Here is a 16,026-nt window from a genome sequence, read left to right on the forward strand (position 1 = left end):
CCGACGTTCGACGTCCTCCGGTGCAAAACGCTCGGCCATCCGGACGACCATGTCGAGCCCGGTGCCGAGCACGCATGTCATGGCGATCTCGGCCTGGTTCAACATGTAGCTCCACGCTGCCACGAGAGGCCCCGGATCCACGCCGGCGCGCTGGGCTTCCTGCAGGAATTTTGACGAGGTGAAGGACTCCCGGATCAGCTCGGCCTTTGAAGCGACGAACGACTCGGAGTGGACGACCCGGCTGACGTCGCGGCCCCAACGGTCGTACTTCTCCAGGCGCGGAGGGTTGCGGTCGGTCGCCTCTGCGCGCTCGGCGACCGGACCGCCCATCAGGGCGCCGGCGCGCTCCAGATGTGGCTCGGCCCAGCGCATCCCGTCGGCCCCCAGGTGCACCCGCATGAGGAATTGCAAGGTCGGATCGCACGACCACCAGTTCAGCCCGACCGCTCCGGCGTAGCGCTCGGTCGCGTATCGGCGGGTTTTTTCCGGGCTGCCGAACGGAAGCCTGTCGAACGGTTCTGTCACGTAGTCGGCCACATCTGCGACGTTACGCCTCCGTTGTCATTCAGGCAACGGCTGTAATGCGTCACGGAACGCTGTCAGCGCGATTGCAGTACCGCCACTCCCTCGCCGCTCAACTCGTCGAGCACGGCTTTCCGGCCCACCATGGCCATAAGAAGGGGGAGCATCGCGCCGCAGACCTCGGGACCGTTTCCGTGGGACCAGTCCGTGTCGGTCGCACGCAACGTGAGCCCGGTTACGCGTCGCTTGGTTCCCAGGATCAGGTTCGAAGCCTTGTAGAAGTCGGCGACCTGGATCACCGCGTCCATCGGATAGGTGTGCTGAATCCCCAAAGCGCGCCTGATGTCCTCGGAGTGCACGATCGTCTCGCCGAGCATCGTTGCGGGAGGTCCGGGCGGCCGCTTCTCCGAGTTCAGCACGCCCTCGAACCCGGTCAGGGTGTCTTCGGGGGTGGAGCCCTTCTCTGACGCGATGTCTTTCGCTTGCATCCGTTCGAAGCTGAAGCCGGATCCGATGAGCTTCGGGAAGAAGTTCGCGGGCGTGACCTTCGCGGTCGCGGTCATGTGGGCAAGGACATCCCGAACCGTCCACGCCGTGCACAGCGACGGCGTCGCCCAGCGATCTCCCGGCAGGCCGGTGAGATCCGATGCCAGAGCCTTGCGCTCGGTATGAACCACCGGCCAGATGTGGAGCTTTGCCATTCCCCCTCCTTGTTAGGTAACCGCTAAATATGCTTGTGACCGAACAATATGCAGTGACGGCGGGCGAAGAAGCGCGGTTCTGGATAATGCTTGGCGGATGAAGATCCGCCTGACCGCACAGGATGACTACCTGCACCCGCTTGAAGAAGCGTCCAACTTCAACGAGAGCAGGTACTACAACTTCTACGACCCCGGGTGCGGGCTTGGCGGTTGGGTGCGTATGGGGAACCGGCCCAACGAGGGCTATGCCGAGATGACCACCTGCTTCTACCTGCCTTTGGGGTCGGTGGCGTTCATGTTCGGCCGTCCCAAGATCGAAGGTCACACTGCTCACGATGCAGGCGGTCTCAAGTTCGACGTGGTCGAACCCTACGTCGAGCATCGAATCAGCTACGACGGGAAGGTTGTCCTTCTCGATCGACCCCGTGACATGGAGGATCCCCGCGCTGCGTTCACGGACAACCCCAAAGTTGCGTGCCAGATGAATCTGACGCTGAAGGCAGTGGCGAAGCCGTGGGGTGGTGAGCCCGAAGCGGAGGAAGGGGAGGCGGTCCGAGAGGTCGATCCTGAGAAGAGCTTCGCACGAGGCCACACCGAACAGCACATGGCGTCGACAGGGACGGTGACGATAGGGGACCAGACATTCCGCCTCCATGGCGCACTCGGTTTGCGCGACCACTCGTGGGGACCGCGCTACTGGCAGGCGGTCTGGTGGTACCGGTGGCTGACGGTCAACCTTGGGCCGGACCTCGGTTTGGCGACCACGATTTCGGGAACCGAGGGTGGAAGCCGGCACGTCCACGGCTTCCTCTACGACCGGAAGCGCTACGGGGACGACCAGTGGGTTCCAATACGAGACGTGAAGCTGAGCTCCGACTACGACGAAGGTTGGTATCACCAGGCCGTGCACGCGCTGGTCACGACCGACGATGCCGAATACCCCGTCGAAGGGGAGGTGTGGTCGAACATTCCGCTGCGCAACCGCCGCGAGGGGATGGTCACCCGTATCACCGAGGGCATGACCCGTTGGCGATGTGGTGATATCGAGGGCGCGGGCCTCGCTGAGTATCTCGATCAGATAATCGACGGACGCCCGGTGGGAACTCGCGAAGGCATCTAACCCGCGTTCGTGCCTTTGGATCGCCGCCCCCAAGCCTGGCTGTACACTACTGATCGATCAGTCAATCGGTAACGCCTCGCCGGTCAGGAGGTCCTCGCTGGGCGGCCCGTTCCTGGGGGGAACCATGAACAAGACACTCGTGCAGGTGCTCGGCGCTGTCGCGTACGGCGAACTGAAGGCGTACGAGAAGGCGAAATCGCTCGCCGAGGCGGCGACCGACGAATCCGCCAAGCGCCGGTATCGAAAGGTGGCAGCCGAGGAACTCCGGCACTACAGGGGATTCACCAAGCGTCTCGAGGTCCTAGGCGCAGATCCGGACCGTGCGATGCGCCCGTACCGGGTGCCACTCGATCGCTACCACAGTCACGAAACGACCGACACAGTCGCCGCCGGCGTGTACGACTACCTAGGCGAAGGCGTGGCCGATGATCTGCTCCATTGGCTGCGCAGGGTCGTCGACACCGACACCGCCGCCTTCATCGACACCGTCTTGGAGGACGAGGTCGAACACGAGGCTGCTGCTGCCGGCGACCTCAAGGCATTGCTCGACGAAGTCCCCGACGGTAAGAGGCGGGCGGCTAAGGCGGCGCAGAAAATGGTTCTTCACATGTTGTGGAGCGGGAGGGACAGGGCTGCGCCGTTCGCCGCCTTCTTGCGCCTCGGCCGTTCCCTGGATCTGCTCGCCGCTCTCGCCTCCGGCCACTACCGGCGGATGAAAGCGATCGGGCTCGGCCCGCTCGGATTGCCCGTGCCTGTACCGTAGGCGCGGTCGGCGTCGCCAGACTGGGGGGAGACGCGATGGATCAGCACACCTTGGCCCGCCTGACGGCGGCGAGCACCACGGCGCTGACATCGGCGCGGCGGTGGGCAGTGGGTGTAGCGATCTTCGCGTTGGCGTGCGTTGTCGCCGGCGCGGTCCTTCCTAACGGCCTTCCCTTCGGTGTGGTTCTTCTCGGCCTGGTGCTCGGGGGTTTGTCGTCCCTTACCGCGGTCGGGCTGGTGATTCTCTACCGGTCGGCACGCATCATCAACTTCGCTCAGGCCGAGATCGGAGGGCTCGCCGCGTCGGTAGCGGTGGTGATGGTGACCGGCTGGCACCTGACGTACTTCCTTGCGCTCCCGGTAGGGCTTCTTGCTGCGCTAGCGACCGGCACAATTGTCGACCTCACGGTCATCAGGACGCTGTTCAAGGCCCCGCGACTGATCGTCACCGTCGCGACCATCGGTTTGGCGCAGGTCATCGGCGCCGCCGAACTCGCCCTGCCGACAGCGTTCGGGCACCTCAAGCCTCTGACCACCTTCAACACGCCGTTCACGTTCAAGTTCAACGTCGGGCCCATCCTGTTCAACGGGAATCACGTCGTGGCGATGCTGGTAATCCCAGCCGTGTTGGGCGGCCTCGCTCTCTTCTTCAGCCGCACATCGTTCGGAATCGCGATCCGCGGCGCAGCCGATTCGAACGACCGAGCTGTTCTACTCGGCATCCCGGTGCGGCGCCTTTCGACGATGACATGGGTCCTCGCCGCGGGGCTGTCAGGGGTCGCGTCGATGCTGTCTGCTCCCATCCTCGGCCCGCAGCTCGGCGTGCTCGCAGGACCGGACGCCCTCCTAGCGCCCCTTACCGCCGCGGTGGTCGCACGGATGGAGAGCCTCACCGTCGCCTTAGCGGCGTCGCTTGCCATCGGTGTGTTCCAGCAGGCGGTGTTCTGGTCATACGCGCGCTCCACGACCGTGGACGTGGCTCTGTTCGTGGTCGTGCTCGTCGCGCTTCTTCTCCAGCGTGACCGCATCCGGCGTGCCGACGATCGCGACCTCGGCGGCTACGTCGCGCTGCAGGAGGTTCGGCCGATCCCGTCGGTTCTCGGGCGGCTCCCCGAGGTCCGGATCGGTAGGGGACTGCTTGCCGGTCTGGTGGTTCTGGCGGCCGTGTTGGTGCCGTTCGGTGTGTCGGACTCGAAGCTCACTCTCATGGCGTACGTCGCCATCTACGGGATTCTCGCGGTGTCACTAGTCGTGCTGACCGGCTGGTCGGGGCAGATCAGCCTCGGCCAGTTCGCGTTCGCTGGCATAGGCGCGGGCACAACCGCCAGCCTGTTCGTCAACTCCCACGCCGACTTGTTCGCGGCTCTGTTCGCTGCGGCCGTCACGGGCGCGCTGGCCGCGGTGATCATCGGCATCCCGGCGCTGCGCCTCCCCGGACTGTTCCTCGCGGTGACGACCCTCGCCTTTGCGGTACCGGTTTCCGACTACCTGCTGAACTCGGCCTACTTCCCGTGGTTCGCGCCGTCGACCCTCACCCGCCCGTCGGTGCTGCAACGGTTCGACCTCAACTCGGCGGGCACGTTCTATTACTTCTGCCTGGCTTTCTTGGTGCTTGCACTCCTGGCAGGGTGGAACTATCGCCGGGGTCGACCCGGCAGGGTGAGCGTTGCCGTTCGAGACAACACGAGGGGAGCCGCCAGTTTCGGTGTCGATCCGGTGCGTGCGAAGCTCACTGCTTTTGCCGTTGCAGGCGCCATGGCCGGGGTGGCGGGCGGTCTCTACGCAATCGGTCTCCGTGGGATCGGGTTCTCCGGCTACAACCCGGAGAACAGCCTCCAGGTGTTCACCATGGTCGTCATCGGCGGTCTGGGGAGCCTCACCGGTGGACTGCTCGGGGCGTTCTACGTCGAGGGAGCGCAATTCTTTCTCAAAGGAGCGGCCCAGTTGCTCGCGACTGGCGGCGGACTTCTGCTCGTCGTCCAGCTGTTCCCCGCCGGCTTGGCCGGGGGCATTCTGTACCGAGGCCGAGACGCGTTGCTTCGGATGGTCGCTTCGCGCCGAGGTTTGTCAGTGCCGAGCCTCAAAGAGGAGCAAGCCTTCGCCGAGAGCGCTGAAGAAGGCACCGTGGAAATGCCGGCGCTGGACGGTCTGCCTCCACCGGGTCTTCTCACGCTTTCGGGTGTCGATGCTTCGTACGGTCAAGTGCAAGTCCTCTTCGGCGTCGAGCTGAACGTTCCCGAGGGACAGATCGTCGGTCTGTTAGGAACGAACGGCGCGGGCAAGTCGACCGTTCTGCGGGTCGTGTCGGGACTGCTGAAAACCAAACGCGGCAGCGTCCGCTTCGCAGGCACCGATCTGTCCAAGCTTGATCCGATCGACAGAGTGCGGCGCGGCGTCGTAACGGTCCCGGGCGGGCGAGGGGTGTTCCCTTCGCTGACCGTCGCCGAGAACCTTCGGCTTGGGTCCTGGTTGATCAGGAGAGACCACGAAGCCGTGGACTCCACGACCACTTTGATACTCGGGCTGTTCCCCGCACTGCGGGACAGGCTCAACGTCCCGGCCGGAATGCTGTCAGGTGGCGAGCAGCAGATGTTGACCATCGCCCAGTCGCTGTACTGCAAACCCAAGCTGCTCATGATCGACGAAATGTCTCTCGGCCTGGCCCCGACGATCGTCTCCCAGCTCCTCGACGTCGTCCAGTCGTTAGCCGACAGGGGAGTGACGGTGGTGATGGTCGAGCAGTCGCTAAACCTTGCGAGTTCGATTGCAGGCACCGCGGTATTCATGGAGCGCGGTCAGGTTCGTTTCAGCGGCGAGACTACCGAGCTCTCCAATCGGCCGGAGCTGGTTCGCGCGGTCTTCCTCCAGGGCAGTTCCGAAACAAGGCGGACGTCGGACCGGTCGACGCCCGGAGAGGCTCGCGTCCCCGATGCCGGCCCCGCTTTCGCGGCTGTGGACCTCTCTCGGCGATTCGGCGGGGTGGTCGCCTTGGACGGGGTCAGCTTCGAGGCGTATCCCGGCGAGATCCTGGGCATCATCGGCGCGAACGGCGCCGGCAAGACCACTCTGTTCGACATTTGCTCCGGTTTCCTGCGCCCGACTGACGGACGTGTGCTTCTGCGCGGATGGGACGTCACCTCGATGCCGGCCCATACGAGGGCCGAACTCGGTCTCGGACGAGTTTTCCAGGACGCCGCTCTCTTCGCTTCGCTTACGGTCACCGAGACGCTGGCAGTCGCCTGCGAGCGCCACCTTGAGGTTCGTGACCCGTTCCTAAGTGTGCTTCGGACCGGATCGGTCGCGCGGTCGGAGGAGGGGGTCTCCGCCAAGGTCGACGAACTGATACGAACGTTCGGTCTCGAGCGATACCGCGATGCCTTCGTGAGAGAGCTGTCAACTGGAACCAGGAGGGTCGTCGAGCTTGCGTGCGCAGTCGCCCACGATCCTTCCGTGCTATTGCTCGATGAGCCGACTTCCGGGATCGCTCAGCGCGAGAGCGAGGCGTTGGGCCAGCTGATACTGGACCTTCGTGAGCGCACCGGCGCGACGTTCGTGATCATCGAGCACGATGTGCCGCTGGTTTCATCGATCGCCGACCGGCTGATCTGCCTGCACCTCGGAGCGTCGATCGCAGAAGGGGCGCCGATGAGCGTCATCGAGGATCCCGCAGTCGTCGAGGCGTATCTGGGTGTCGACCCGAGGGCGATCGCGAGGTCGGGACGCAGCCGGCAGCGGACTCCGCGAAAGTCCGCGGAGAAGCGGACCGCCAACACGACTACTCGAGCCGCGTCGCGGAACGGCAACATTCGTGACGGGTCGGCGGCGCCACCCGGCAAGGCCCGGGCAAGGACTGAACGAGGAGGGAACAGCCGATGACGGCACCCCTAGGGGGAGGACAGATGTCCCAGGCCGAGTTCGATGCGATGATGCGCCGGTGGCTGCTGAAGGTCGGCGCCCGTTACGTTCCCGTCGCGGTCATCGGGCTGGCCATCGGCCTGATCATCGCCTTTGTACCGACCACCCAGCCCAACAGCGCAGGAGGAGGATTTCAAGCAGGAGCTGCCGGGCAGCAACCGAGCGGGGCACCGGCCCCCACCGGCGCCGCGGCGAATCCACAGCCCTCCGGTGCCCAAGGGGCAACCCCCCCGGCGTCGGCGGCCGGAGCGGCCAGCGCGACCGGGGCGGCCTCTGTCGGGCCGTCCAGTTCGTCGAATTCAACGGGTATCACACCACCGGCGGCATCAGGCGTTTCTCGCACGGGGGTCACCTGCGGATCCGGAGCGCGTCAATTCAGCTGGTCTCGCTACGCACCGCTGTGCGTTCCTGCGTACCACGGCAACAACGGCGGCGCGACCGCCCCAGGCGTGACGGCATCCACGATCACCTTGACGTACCGCCTCGCCAACTCGGCCCAGCAGTCGGCCATCAACGCACTCGCGGGCGCCGCCAATGTCAATCAGGACGACTACGTGGCGGACCTGCAGGCATACATCGCCTACTTCAACAAGCAGTTCGAGCTGTACGGGCGTCAGGTGGTCCTCAAGACCTACCAGGGCCAGGGTGATTACATCGAAGAGGACCAGGGACAGGGTCTGGCAGCCACCCAGTCTGATGCCGTCACCGCCCACGACATGGGAGCGTTCGGCGACGTCACCTTCACGCTCCAGGCTTCCCAGCCTTACGAAGAGGACCTGGCCGCCGAGCGCGTGATCGGGTTCTCATCGGTTGGCCTTTCCCAGCAGTGGTTCGATCAGCATGCTCCCTACGAGTACTCGGTTCAGGGACCCTCCGGAACCAATGCGGTGACGGGCGGGGCGGCCGTGGTATGCCGCAGGCTGGCCGGACTGCCCGCGGTGTTCAGCAGTGACACTCTGTACCAGCACACCACACGCAAGTTCGGGATCATTTACCCGCAGACACCGGTGTACACGGCCGAAGCCAACCTCTACAAGCAGCTGTTGTCCAGCGGGTGTGGGGTGCAGGTTTCCAGCAACGACACCATCGGATACACCATTAACGTCGCCGAGTACGAGCAGGAAGCAACCACCGCTATGGCCAAACTCAAAGCGGATGGAGTCACAACCGTCCTCTGTTCGTGCGACCCGATCGTGCCGATCTTCCTTACCAGCGCGGCATCTCAGCAGCAGTATTTCCCCGAGTGGCTCACCGCAGATTTCGGTGACCCTATCGCCCGGGAGTACACCCAGAGCGAGTGGCAGGACACCATCGTCGGAGGCTTCCAGTTCCCACCCCTACCAACCATCGAAGCGTTCAAGGCCTACCAGCTCGGGTATCCCGGTCAACATCCTGCAGAGTGGTCGCCGAGCTCCCCGCCGTACTTCTACGTGCCGTATTACACGCTGCTTCAGGTGTTCGACGCCCTTCAGGCCGCTGGTCCTGATCTCACCCCAGCGACCTTCGAGCGGGGAATGTTTTCGCTACCGCCCTCGCTACCCGGTGATGTCATCGCCGGGCAGTGGAACTTTGGAAACGGAGTGTTCGACCCGGAGGCTTCGTTCGAAATCGCTAAATGGAACCCGAATGCCGTGAGCGCATTCGACAACACGAAAGGCGCCTACACATGGTGCAACGGCGGCCAGACCTATCTGATATCGGACCCATCCGCCCTAGGCGGACCCGGTCAACAGCTGCAGTGTCCGGGATAGCCTCCGATTCGCCGGCGTCACGCGCGGCGACCGCGTCGGCACCGAGGAACGACGTGCGGACGCTGTGCGACGCGTCGAGGATGTTCTTCCGGCAACGTTCTCCGATCGCCATCGCCGTCGTGCTGGTCGCTGCGGTCGCCGGACGGATCTACGTGGGGGAGTACAGCTGGTGGGACCTTCTGCCGCCGGCCATCGTGGTCGCTGTCCAACCCCTCACCGAATGGCTCATCCATGTGTTCCTGCTTCACTTCCGGCCGCGATCGGTCGGCGGTTACAAGTTTGATCCGCTCGTGTCGCGCAAGCACCGCGCCCATCACGCCGATCCGAAGGATCTTCGGCTGGTGTTCATTCCTGACCAGCCTCTCGTCGGATTGCTCGCCGGCACGGCAGCGGTCTTCCTGATCCCGTTCTCCCTTCCGGTCGGACTGTCGGGTCTGATCGGGGCGTACGCGATGACCCTCACTTACGAGTGGACCCACTTTCTGATTCATTCCTCCTACCGACCGCGCCACAAGGTGTACCGGTACGTATGGCGGGCCCACCGCAACCATCACTACCGGAACGAGCGGTATTGGTTCGGTGTGACCATGCACCTGGCGGATCACATTCTCGGGACCTTCCCGGATAAGAGCTCTGTCGAGCTGTCGCCCACCGCTCGAACCCTCGGCATGGAGTCATAGATAGCAATCGCCGCGGCAGAAAAGCACGCTACCGGGACAGCTCAGGAGTCACTATCCGGTAGTTGACCGTGCCGTCGGCAACCAGCCGTCCGTCGGCGGCGCGGCAGATCTCAACGTCGCAGAAGAGAACCTCGCGATCGACATGCACCACCCGCCCGTGCCCGACCAGGTCTCCCCGCGGAGCGGGGTCGAGTACCCGGGCCTGCAGTCCCGGAGTGGATGCCTTGAATCGGCCGGGCCCGGTCTTCGCCCAGGCCGACATCGCGCCAGTGGTGTCGAGGAGCGCGAGGAGCGCCCCCTCGTGGATTTCGCCGTCGGGAGTGGTGTTCGCCTCCGCCTCGGGCATGACGATCCGGGACAACCCGTCAGCCATGTGCTCCGCGCTGATCCCGAGCGCGGCATGAAACGGGATGGACGCGATGAACGGGCCCATCGGCCCCTTATCGTTCCCCGCGGCGAAGCCCGCCACGACCGGCGCAGGTAGGGGCTCGGCGCCGAAGCGGCCTCGCACCGTCAACAGTCCCTTCGCGATCGGTTTGCCGCCGTCGCCGGCAACTTCCACCTCGACGTGGGCGAGCTCCTTGCCCTTGCGCAGCAGTGTCGCGGTTCCGGTTATCCCCTCTCCCAAAGCCGCCGACAGATATCCGATCTGAAGCGCGCTGGTGTGCCAGGGGCCGCTCTCTGGCCCGAGCGAAGCGCGGGCCAGGCAACCGGCCGAGCTCACGATCATCGACCCGGCGACGCCGCCGTGAAGCGCGGTGTCCCCGTTGGACAGCTCTTCCTTGAAACCGAGCGACAGCCGCGCCTGCTCTGCGGACAGCTCTGTGATGGTCAGGCCGAGGAGCTTGGCGAACGGCGCATCCTCGATCCAGCGGCTAACCCAATCACTCCCGCTCATCGTGGGCGAAGGCCGTCCAGGACGAGCGACACCACGAAATCCGCGACGACTCGGGCCTCCAGCCCGTCGTCGGTGCTGAGGCGACGATGAGCCAGTTGCCCGACGAGCGCGGCCAGGCTGAACGCGACCATGCGAGGCGGCGCGGAGATGATTGCCCCCCGCTTCTGGGCGACCTTGATCATCTCCTCTATATCGCTGACGAACCGCTCGTAGATGCCGAAGAGATGCTTCTCGAATCGGTCACTGAGAGCGTAGGAATCGCGGAACAGGAGCTTCACCGTCGCGCGATCGGCCTCGAAGAACTCGAACGTGGCGCGTATGGCCGCGCGGAAACCCGCATCGGTGGCGTCCGCGGAATCTATGCCGGCGAGCGCAGCAGCGAGATGGGAGCGGAGGGCCTGCTCCTCGGATGCCATCAGCTCGTGGAACAGCTCATCCTTCGAAGAGAAGTACCAGTAGATCGACCCGTAGGCGACCCCTGCTTCTCTGGCGACGTCGGCAATGGTCGTCGCGTGGTATCCCTTGCTCGCGAACACCTTCTTCGCAGCGGCGAGGATGTCGTCACGGCGAGCCGCCTTGTCGTCCTCGCTGACGGCACGGCGCATCTGTTTCGCGCGCTGCGTTGTCACGGCCGCGAAGGTACCGCTCTTTTGATTGACTGATCAATCGAGAGGCCTGGCAGGCGGTTCTCCCAGATCGGTTGTAGCGGGCTCAGTCGAAGAGCAACAGGGACGCCGTCTGACTGGCCACCGCGAGCAGAGTCCCGTCGATCGACCACAGTCGGGCGGCTCCGTGTACGTAACCCCCAGCGATGAAGTGGGGATCCACGTCTATGAGCACCCAGTCGCCGGCCGGATCGGCGCCGAACCGAATCGAGTTGTCGAGGCTGGTTCCGGCGCCGGTTCGACCGGCGGCCCGCACCACCCCGCTCGGCACCACGTCAGCGACGAAGGCGAGGGCTGCACGGGTAAGAGGGCGGTCGAGCATGCGGGCCCATAGCGCCCCGCGGTCGCCAGCGTGACGGACCTCAACGCAGGCGAGCCAGCCAGCTCGATCTGCAATTTGCAGGTTCGGAGCCCTAGGACGCCACGTGGCGCATTGATCAGGAGGCGGGACCGCGGGCATGGATCCGAACTGAGCTTGAAGGGGATCTCGACGGAGGTCACCCGTGGCTCCGAGCGCGGAGAACAGGATGCCGTCGCGAACCTTGCCGGTCACCCGCACCTGAGAAGTCCGACGACCCTCGGCGAGAACCTCGACGTCGCAATCGATCACTTCGCCTACATCGGTCGTCGACACGAACTGCACTGTTGCCCATACTGCGTGCCGGCCGGTCTCGGCTTCCATCGCCGCCGCGACTGCTGCGAGCCCGGTTCCACCGTAGAACTTTCCATCAAAGCGTGACAGTGGGTTGGTTAGTGCGAAATGCCAGCGGCCCGGCTCGACTCGCGCCAGGCCGAGCCATTCGAGGTCTGCTCCGTCGTACATAGATCAGTCGCGCGCGTTCATCTGTTGATGGTGGGCTTGAATCGGCTAGTAGCGGGGCGGCCGGCGGCGTCGCCAGGCCTGCGACACCGATGGAGGTTCGTATCCCGCGTCGGCCCAGCTGAAGTTCGAGCCAGGCTTGACGATCTGGTCGATGCGGTCGAGGATCGACGGTTCCAGCGTCACGCCTGCGGCACCGAGCTGGCTGTCAAGGTGGTCGTGGGTGCGGGGGCCGATGATCGCCGAGGTCACCGCCGGGTGTCCGATCACGAACGCGAGGGCCATATGAACCAACGACATTCCCGCTTCTGCGGCCAGATCGCCGAGCGCGGTGGCCGCCTCGAGCTTGGCCTGGTTCGCCGGGATGGAGAGGTCATACCGCTCGGGCAGCCGCTCAGCCCGCCGGCTGGTCAGCTCGTCGGCACCCTTCCGCCACCTTCCCGACAACCACCCACCGGCGAGCGGGCTCCAGGGTATGACTCCCATCCCGTACTTCCGGCAGGTCGGCAGCACCTCGGCTTCAACGCCGCGGACGAGCATCGAGTACGGCGGTTGCTCGCAGACGAAGCGTTCGCGTTGCCTGCGCTCGGCGGTCCACTGCGCTTCGACAATGGCCGACGGAGGGAACGTGGAGGAACCGATATACCTGACCTTTCCTTGCCGGACAAGGTCGGTCAGCGCTCCAAGTGTCTCGTCTATATCGATGTGCGGGTCCGGCCGATGGATCTGGTACAGATCGATGTAATCGGTGCCGAGCCGCCGGAGGCTGTTCTCGCACTCCTGGATGATCCACCGCCGTGAGTTGCCCTGCTGGTTCGGATCCGAACCCATCGGCCCGTGAACCTTGGTCGCGATGACGAGCGAATCGCGCTTCCCTGCGATCGCCTTGCCGACGATCTCCTCCGACTCGCCGGCGGAGTAAACGTCGGCCGTGTCGATGAAGTTGATCCCCGCGTCCAGCGCGGAGTTGATGATCTTGATGCTGTCCTCGTGATCGGGATTTCCCCAACCGCCGAACATCATCGCTCCCAGGCACAGCGGGCTGACCCTCACTCCGGTCGTTCCGAGGTTGCGGTAGTTCATGGACCGCAACCTACACCGGCGCCTCGACGTTCAACCTCTCCGCCCGCGGGGCGGGGAGATGGTCGTACAGGTCGGACAGCAAATCGTCCCGCACGGATCGGTGAGCCGGATCCGCCCACAGGTTGTGCCACTGCAGGGGGTCGTCGACCAGCGAGTACAGCTCGCCTTCGCTGCCGTCGTATCCCCCTCCGGGCTCGTAGGCGGTGACCAGCCATCCGTCCCGGTACATAGAGCGCAGATGCAGGTCCTCGCTTGGGAACTGGCTGTCCCATTCGGTGATCACCCGCTCCCGTTCAGGGGCCCTACCGATCGGCAGGGGAGAGCCCTGCACCCAGTCCGGCACCGGCACTTCCGCGATCGAAGCGAACGTGGGAGCGAGGTCGAGCTGGCCGACAGGCTCCTCGACGACCGCCGCGGAGATTCCGGCGGACCGAGCGGGCCGCCAGATCATCGGCAGATGCATGAGAGCCTCGCAGTGGTAGGGGCCCTTGAAGAGGAGCCCGAAGTCCCCCTGAAGTTCCCCGTGATCGGTCGTGAATATCACGTCCGTGTCCTCGCCCCAACCCCGGCCATCCACACAGTCGAGGATCCGCCCGATCGCCTCGTCGATCAGTTCGTTCTCGATGTGGGTCAGAGCGTTGACCTCACGAACCTGGTCGTGGGTCATCGCGGCGGGCACAAAGGACGTCGGTCCTCCTTCGAGGTTCGAATGCGACCCGTCGTAGTACGCCAGCCAGTGGCGTGGCTTCTCGGATAGGACCTCCCGGCATGCGTCGGCACCGCCAGGGTGGGCGCGAGGCAGGTCCAGGTTCCGCCAGTCGACCCGTTTCAACTCCGATGCGGGCGGGTCCCACGGGTGGTGAGGATCAGGGAAGCTGACCCAGCAGAACCAATCGTCGTCGGCGGATAGCCCACGCAGCCACGCGATCGCCCGCGCGGCCGTCCAGTCTGTGTGGTACAGCTCGCGCGGCACCGGGTTCACCGCCACCTGCGGAGCGCTCGTGTCGCCACCGCCTTCACCGTTGAGCTGCCCGCCCTTGAACAACTGGTAAAAGCCGCGCTCCCAATGCCCCGGTTGCTCGAGGAGCCACTTGCCGTAATGCCAGAGCGGAAGCGGGCCGTGCATAGCCAGTTCGATATGGTCGAAACCCCGATGGGGGCCGGTACTCCCCTCTCGTGCGAAACGGTTCTCCGGCCAGCGGCCCTCCAGATCCATGCCCGGCTCGAAGTGAGCCTTCCCGATCAGAGCGGTCCTGTAGCCGTGGTCGTTCAAGTGGGCCGCGATGCTCGGGGCATCGGCCGGGAGCGGTACCCCATTGGCGAACACGCCGTGTGTCCGGACGTACTGACCGGTGATCATCGTCGAGCGTGCCGGCATGCACACGACGTTCTGGTTCATCGCCCGGCGGAAGTTGATCCCCTCCGCGGCGAGCCGGTCTAGCACGGGTGTCCGTGCGACCGTTCCCCCGTTGCAGCCGAGGCTGTCGTACCTCTGCTGGTCCGTCGTGATGAACAGGATCTTGCGCCCCATCGGTCAGGCGTCCTTGGTCGAGTTGATGAAATCGATGATCACGCGGGCCAGCTCGGGGCCACGGTCCTCTTGGAGGAAGTGGCCTCCTCCCTCGATGGTCGTATGGGGCTGACCCTTGGTGCCCGGCACCTCCGCGAGGAACAACGAGTCTGCTCCCTTGGTGATCGGGTCCTGGTCGCTGAACGCGCAGAGGAACGGCCTGGTGAAACCGCGCAGCACGTCCCAAGCCCGGCGGTTCGCGTCCGAGGCCGGATCGTCGGGCCGGATCGGCACCAGAAGCGGAAACTGCCGCGCGCCCGCCTTGTAGGCCTCGTCGGGGTAGGGGGCGTCGTACGCGGCGACGACATCTGGAGGGAGTGGCGAAACGCATCCGCCGGCGACGATCCGGCCAACCGGGAGCTCGGGTGTCTCTTGTGAGAACCGCAACCAAGCTTGAAAAGCATCACCCATGTTCTGGTCCCCCGTGACCAGCCCCGTGTTCGCGGCCACGACCCGGCGGAACCTGTCCGGATTCTCTGCCACCAGGCGCAATCCGACCATCCCTCCCCAGTCCTGCCCGACCAAAGTCACACCGTTCAGACGGAGCTGGTCGAGGAGGGCCGCGCGCATCCACTCGACGTGGCGAGCGTAGCTGTAGTCAGTCCGCTCGGCCGGCTTGTCGGACCGGCCGAAGCCGACGAGGTCCGGGACGACGACACGGAACCCGGCGTCGGCCAGGCTGGGGATCATCTTCCGGTAGAGGAAGCTCCACGACGGTTCGCCGTGAAGAAGCAAGACGGTCTCCGGTGCATCCGAAGGTCCCTCGTCGAGGTAGTGGACCCTCAAGGTTCCGTCGCCGTCGCCGGTTGCGACATCGACATAGCGCGGGGGGAACTCGTAACCCGGCAGGCCGGCGAACCTGTCGTCGGGTGTGCGAAGGACCTTCATCTGCCACTACCTCCTGGTGACTTGGTGCTCTCGAGCAATGAAATAAGGGTTCGGATCACGACTCGCCTGGCCGCGGCCGGGCCGAGGCCCATCCGCCTGCGCAGCTGGTCCCACGTCTCCCACGACGCCGCTGCTTCGAGCGCGTCCAGCAGCTCGGCGCGCGCAGGGCCCGCTGCCTGAAGCTCGGGACCGAAGGCGCGTTGTACCGCGCGACGCAAGACGAGCCGGGCGTTGGACAGCTCCCCGGCGACGGTCGGGGACGCCGCCTCGACTCTGGCCGCGGCGCGCCTCACCGGTGATATCGCCTCGAAGAGGGATTCCCGTTGGCGCACGATCTGAGCGACTCGTTCTCCAACCGGAAGGGACGGATCCACTGGTCGCAGGTGGTCCCAGTGCCGTTCGACTTGAACTTTCACCGCGGCGCGGAGCAGCTGCTCCATGTCGTCGAAGTGATGGAAGACCAGCCGGAGAGAGACGCCCGCCCGCGCTGACACCTCCCGCGCGGTGGGTTCGGCGATGCCGTCCTCGAGCAGCGATATCAGCGCCTCGGCGAGCTGCCGGCGGGTGCGCTCGCCACGGGCAAGGCGACCGTCGCTGGCGAGATCTGCGGTGTCGCGCATCGAAGCCAAACAGTAAACTATTTGCACTAAA

Annotated in this window: 14 protein-coding genes; 5 read left to right on the forward strand and 9 right to left on the reverse strand. The window is 65.1% G+C overall.

Going from position 1 to position 16,026, the window contains the following annotated elements:
- The coding region (locus VFZ97_17985; GenBank protein HEX6395329.1) for a hypothetical protein at window positions 1–537 on the reverse strand (537 nt) is incomplete at its 3' end.
- A gap of 62 nt (window positions 538–599) precedes the next feature.
- On the reverse strand, window positions 600–1,223 hold the full coding sequence (locus VFZ97_17990; GenBank protein ID HEX6395330.1) for a maleylpyruvate isomerase family mycothiol-dependent enzyme: 624 nt from the start codon (window positions 1,221–1,223) through the stop codon (window positions 600–602).
- Between the two features lie 97 nt (window positions 1,224–1,320).
- Between VFZ97_17990 and VFZ97_17995 the strand changes: the two genes are divergently transcribed.
- The 5 genes from VFZ97_17995 to VFZ97_18015 all read left to right on the forward strand — a co-directional run bounded on the left by VFZ97_17995 (window position 1,321) and on the right by VFZ97_18015 (window position 9,451).
- A complete protein-coding gene (locus VFZ97_17995) occupies window positions 1,321–2,343 on the forward strand; it encodes a hypothetical protein (protein HEX6395331.1) in 1,023 nt (340 codons plus the stop codon).
- Between the two features lie 124 nt (window positions 2,344–2,467).
- Complete coding sequence (locus VFZ97_18000) at window positions 2,468–3,106, forward strand: ferritin-like fold-containing protein (protein ID HEX6395332.1); 639 nt, start codon at window positions 2,468–2,470, stop codon at window positions 3,104–3,106.
- Between the two features lie 35 nt (window positions 3,107–3,141).
- Window positions 3,142–6,981: an ATP-binding cassette domain-containing protein gene (locus tag VFZ97_18005; GenBank protein HEX6395333.1), complete on the forward strand. Its 3,840-nt coding sequence runs from the start codon at window positions 3,142–3,144 to the stop codon at window positions 6,979–6,981.
- Window positions 6,978–8,771 carry a hypothetical protein gene (locus VFZ97_18010; protein HEX6395334.1) on the forward strand — a complete coding sequence of 598 codons (1,794 nt, stop codon included), beginning with the start codon at window positions 6,978–6,980 and terminating at the stop codon, window positions 8,769–8,771. Before VFZ97_18005 ends, VFZ97_18010 begins: the two co-directional genes overlap by 4 nt.
- On the forward strand, window positions 8,759–9,451 hold the full coding sequence (locus tag VFZ97_18015; protein ID HEX6395335.1) for a sterol desaturase family protein: 693 nt from the start codon (window positions 8,759–8,761) through the stop codon (window positions 9,449–9,451). Before VFZ97_18010 ends, VFZ97_18015 begins: the two co-directional genes overlap by 13 nt.
- A gap of 28 nt (window positions 9,452–9,479) precedes the next feature.
- On the opposite strand, the gene VFZ97_18020 is transcribed toward VFZ97_18015, so the two are convergent.
- The 7 genes from VFZ97_18020 to VFZ97_18050 form a co-directional block, all read right to left on the reverse strand.
- Window positions 9,480–10,349, reverse strand: a complete 870-nt coding sequence (locus VFZ97_18020; protein HEX6395336.1) for a PaaI family thioesterase — start codon at window positions 10,347–10,349, stop codon at window positions 9,480–9,482.
- Window positions 10,346–10,978 carry a TetR family transcriptional regulator gene (locus VFZ97_18025; protein HEX6395337.1) on the reverse strand — a complete coding sequence of 211 codons (633 nt, stop codon included), beginning with the start codon at window positions 10,976–10,978 and terminating at the stop codon, window positions 10,346–10,348. The genes VFZ97_18020 and VFZ97_18025 overlap by 4 nt, the downstream gene beginning before the upstream one ends.
- 82 nt (window positions 10,979–11,060) lie before the next feature.
- Window positions 11,061–11,837 carry a thioesterase family protein gene (locus tag VFZ97_18030; protein HEX6395338.1) on the reverse strand — a complete coding sequence of 259 codons (777 nt, stop codon included), beginning with the start codon at window positions 11,835–11,837 and terminating at the stop codon, window positions 11,061–11,063.
- A 45-nt stretch (window positions 11,838–11,882) separates the two neighbouring features.
- Window positions 11,883–12,917, reverse strand: coding sequence for an aldo/keto reductase (locus VFZ97_18035; GenBank protein ID HEX6395339.1), 1,035 nt, complete (start codon window positions 12,915–12,917; stop codon window positions 11,883–11,885).
- A gap of 10 nt (window positions 12,918–12,927) precedes the next feature.
- Entirely contained in the window at window positions 12,928–14,448 is a 1,521-nt protein-coding gene (locus VFZ97_18040) for a sulfatase-like hydrolase/transferase (protein ID HEX6395340.1), read from the reverse strand.
- 3 nt (window positions 14,449–14,451) lie between these two features.
- Window positions 14,452–15,375 (reverse strand): haloalkane dehalogenase, encoded by a 924-nt coding sequence (locus VFZ97_18045; protein HEX6395341.1) that lies wholly within the window; start codon window positions 15,373–15,375, stop codon window positions 14,452–14,454.
- Entirely contained in the window at window positions 15,372–15,995 is a 624-nt protein-coding gene (locus VFZ97_18050; protein ID HEX6395342.1) for a TetR/AcrR family transcriptional regulator, read from the reverse strand. The genes VFZ97_18045 and VFZ97_18050 overlap by 4 nt, the downstream gene beginning before the upstream one ends.
- Between the last annotated feature and the right edge of the window lie 31 nt (window positions 15,996–16,026).

It is taken from the genome of Acidimicrobiales bacterium, from assembly GCA_036378675.1.
Taxonomy (GTDB): Bacteria; Actinomycetota; Acidimicrobiia; order Acidimicrobiales; family Palsa-688; genus DASUWA01.

Bases quoted from the DNA above. Each gene is read 5' to 3' on its own strand.
- VFZ97_18035 (HEX6395339.1), bottom strand. From the start codon at position 12,917: ATGAACTACCGCAACCTCGGAACGACCGGAGTGAGGGTCAGCCCGCTG.
- VFZ97_18030 (HEX6395338.1), bottom strand. From the start codon at position 11,837: ATGTACGACGGAGCAGACCTCGAATGGCTCGGCCTGGCGCGAGTCGAG.
- VFZ97_17990 (HEX6395330.1), bottom strand. From the start codon at position 1,223: ATGGCAAAGCTCCACATCTGGCCGGTGGTTCATACCGAGCGCAAGGCT.
- VFZ97_17995 (HEX6395331.1), top strand. From the start codon at position 1,321: ATGAAGATCCGCCTGACCGCACAGGATGACTACCTGCACCCGCTTGAA.
- VFZ97_18005 (HEX6395333.1), top strand. From the start codon at position 3,142: ATGGATCAGCACACCTTGGCCCGCCTGACGGCGGCGAGCACCACGGCG.
- VFZ97_18010 (HEX6395334.1), top strand. From the start codon at position 6,978: ATGACGGCACCCCTAGGGGGAGGACAGATGTCCCAGGCCGAGTTCGAT.
- VFZ97_18050 (HEX6395342.1), bottom strand. From the start codon at position 15,995: ATGCGCGACACCGCAGATCTCGCCAGCGACGGTCGCCTTGCCCGTGGC.
- VFZ97_18000 (HEX6395332.1), top strand. From the start codon at position 2,468: ATGAACAAGACACTCGTGCAGGTGCTCGGCGCTGTCGCGTACGGCGAA.
- VFZ97_18040 (HEX6395340.1), bottom strand. From the start codon at position 14,448: ATGGGGCGCAAGATCCTGTTCATCACGACGGACCAGCAGAGGTACGAC.
- VFZ97_18020 (HEX6395336.1), bottom strand. From the start codon at position 10,349: ATGAGCGGGAGTGATTGGGTTAGCCGCTGGATCGAGGATGCGCCGTTC.
- VFZ97_18045 (HEX6395341.1), bottom strand. From the start codon at position 15,375: ATGAAGGTCCTTCGCACACCCGACGACAGGTTCGCCGGCCTGCCGGGT.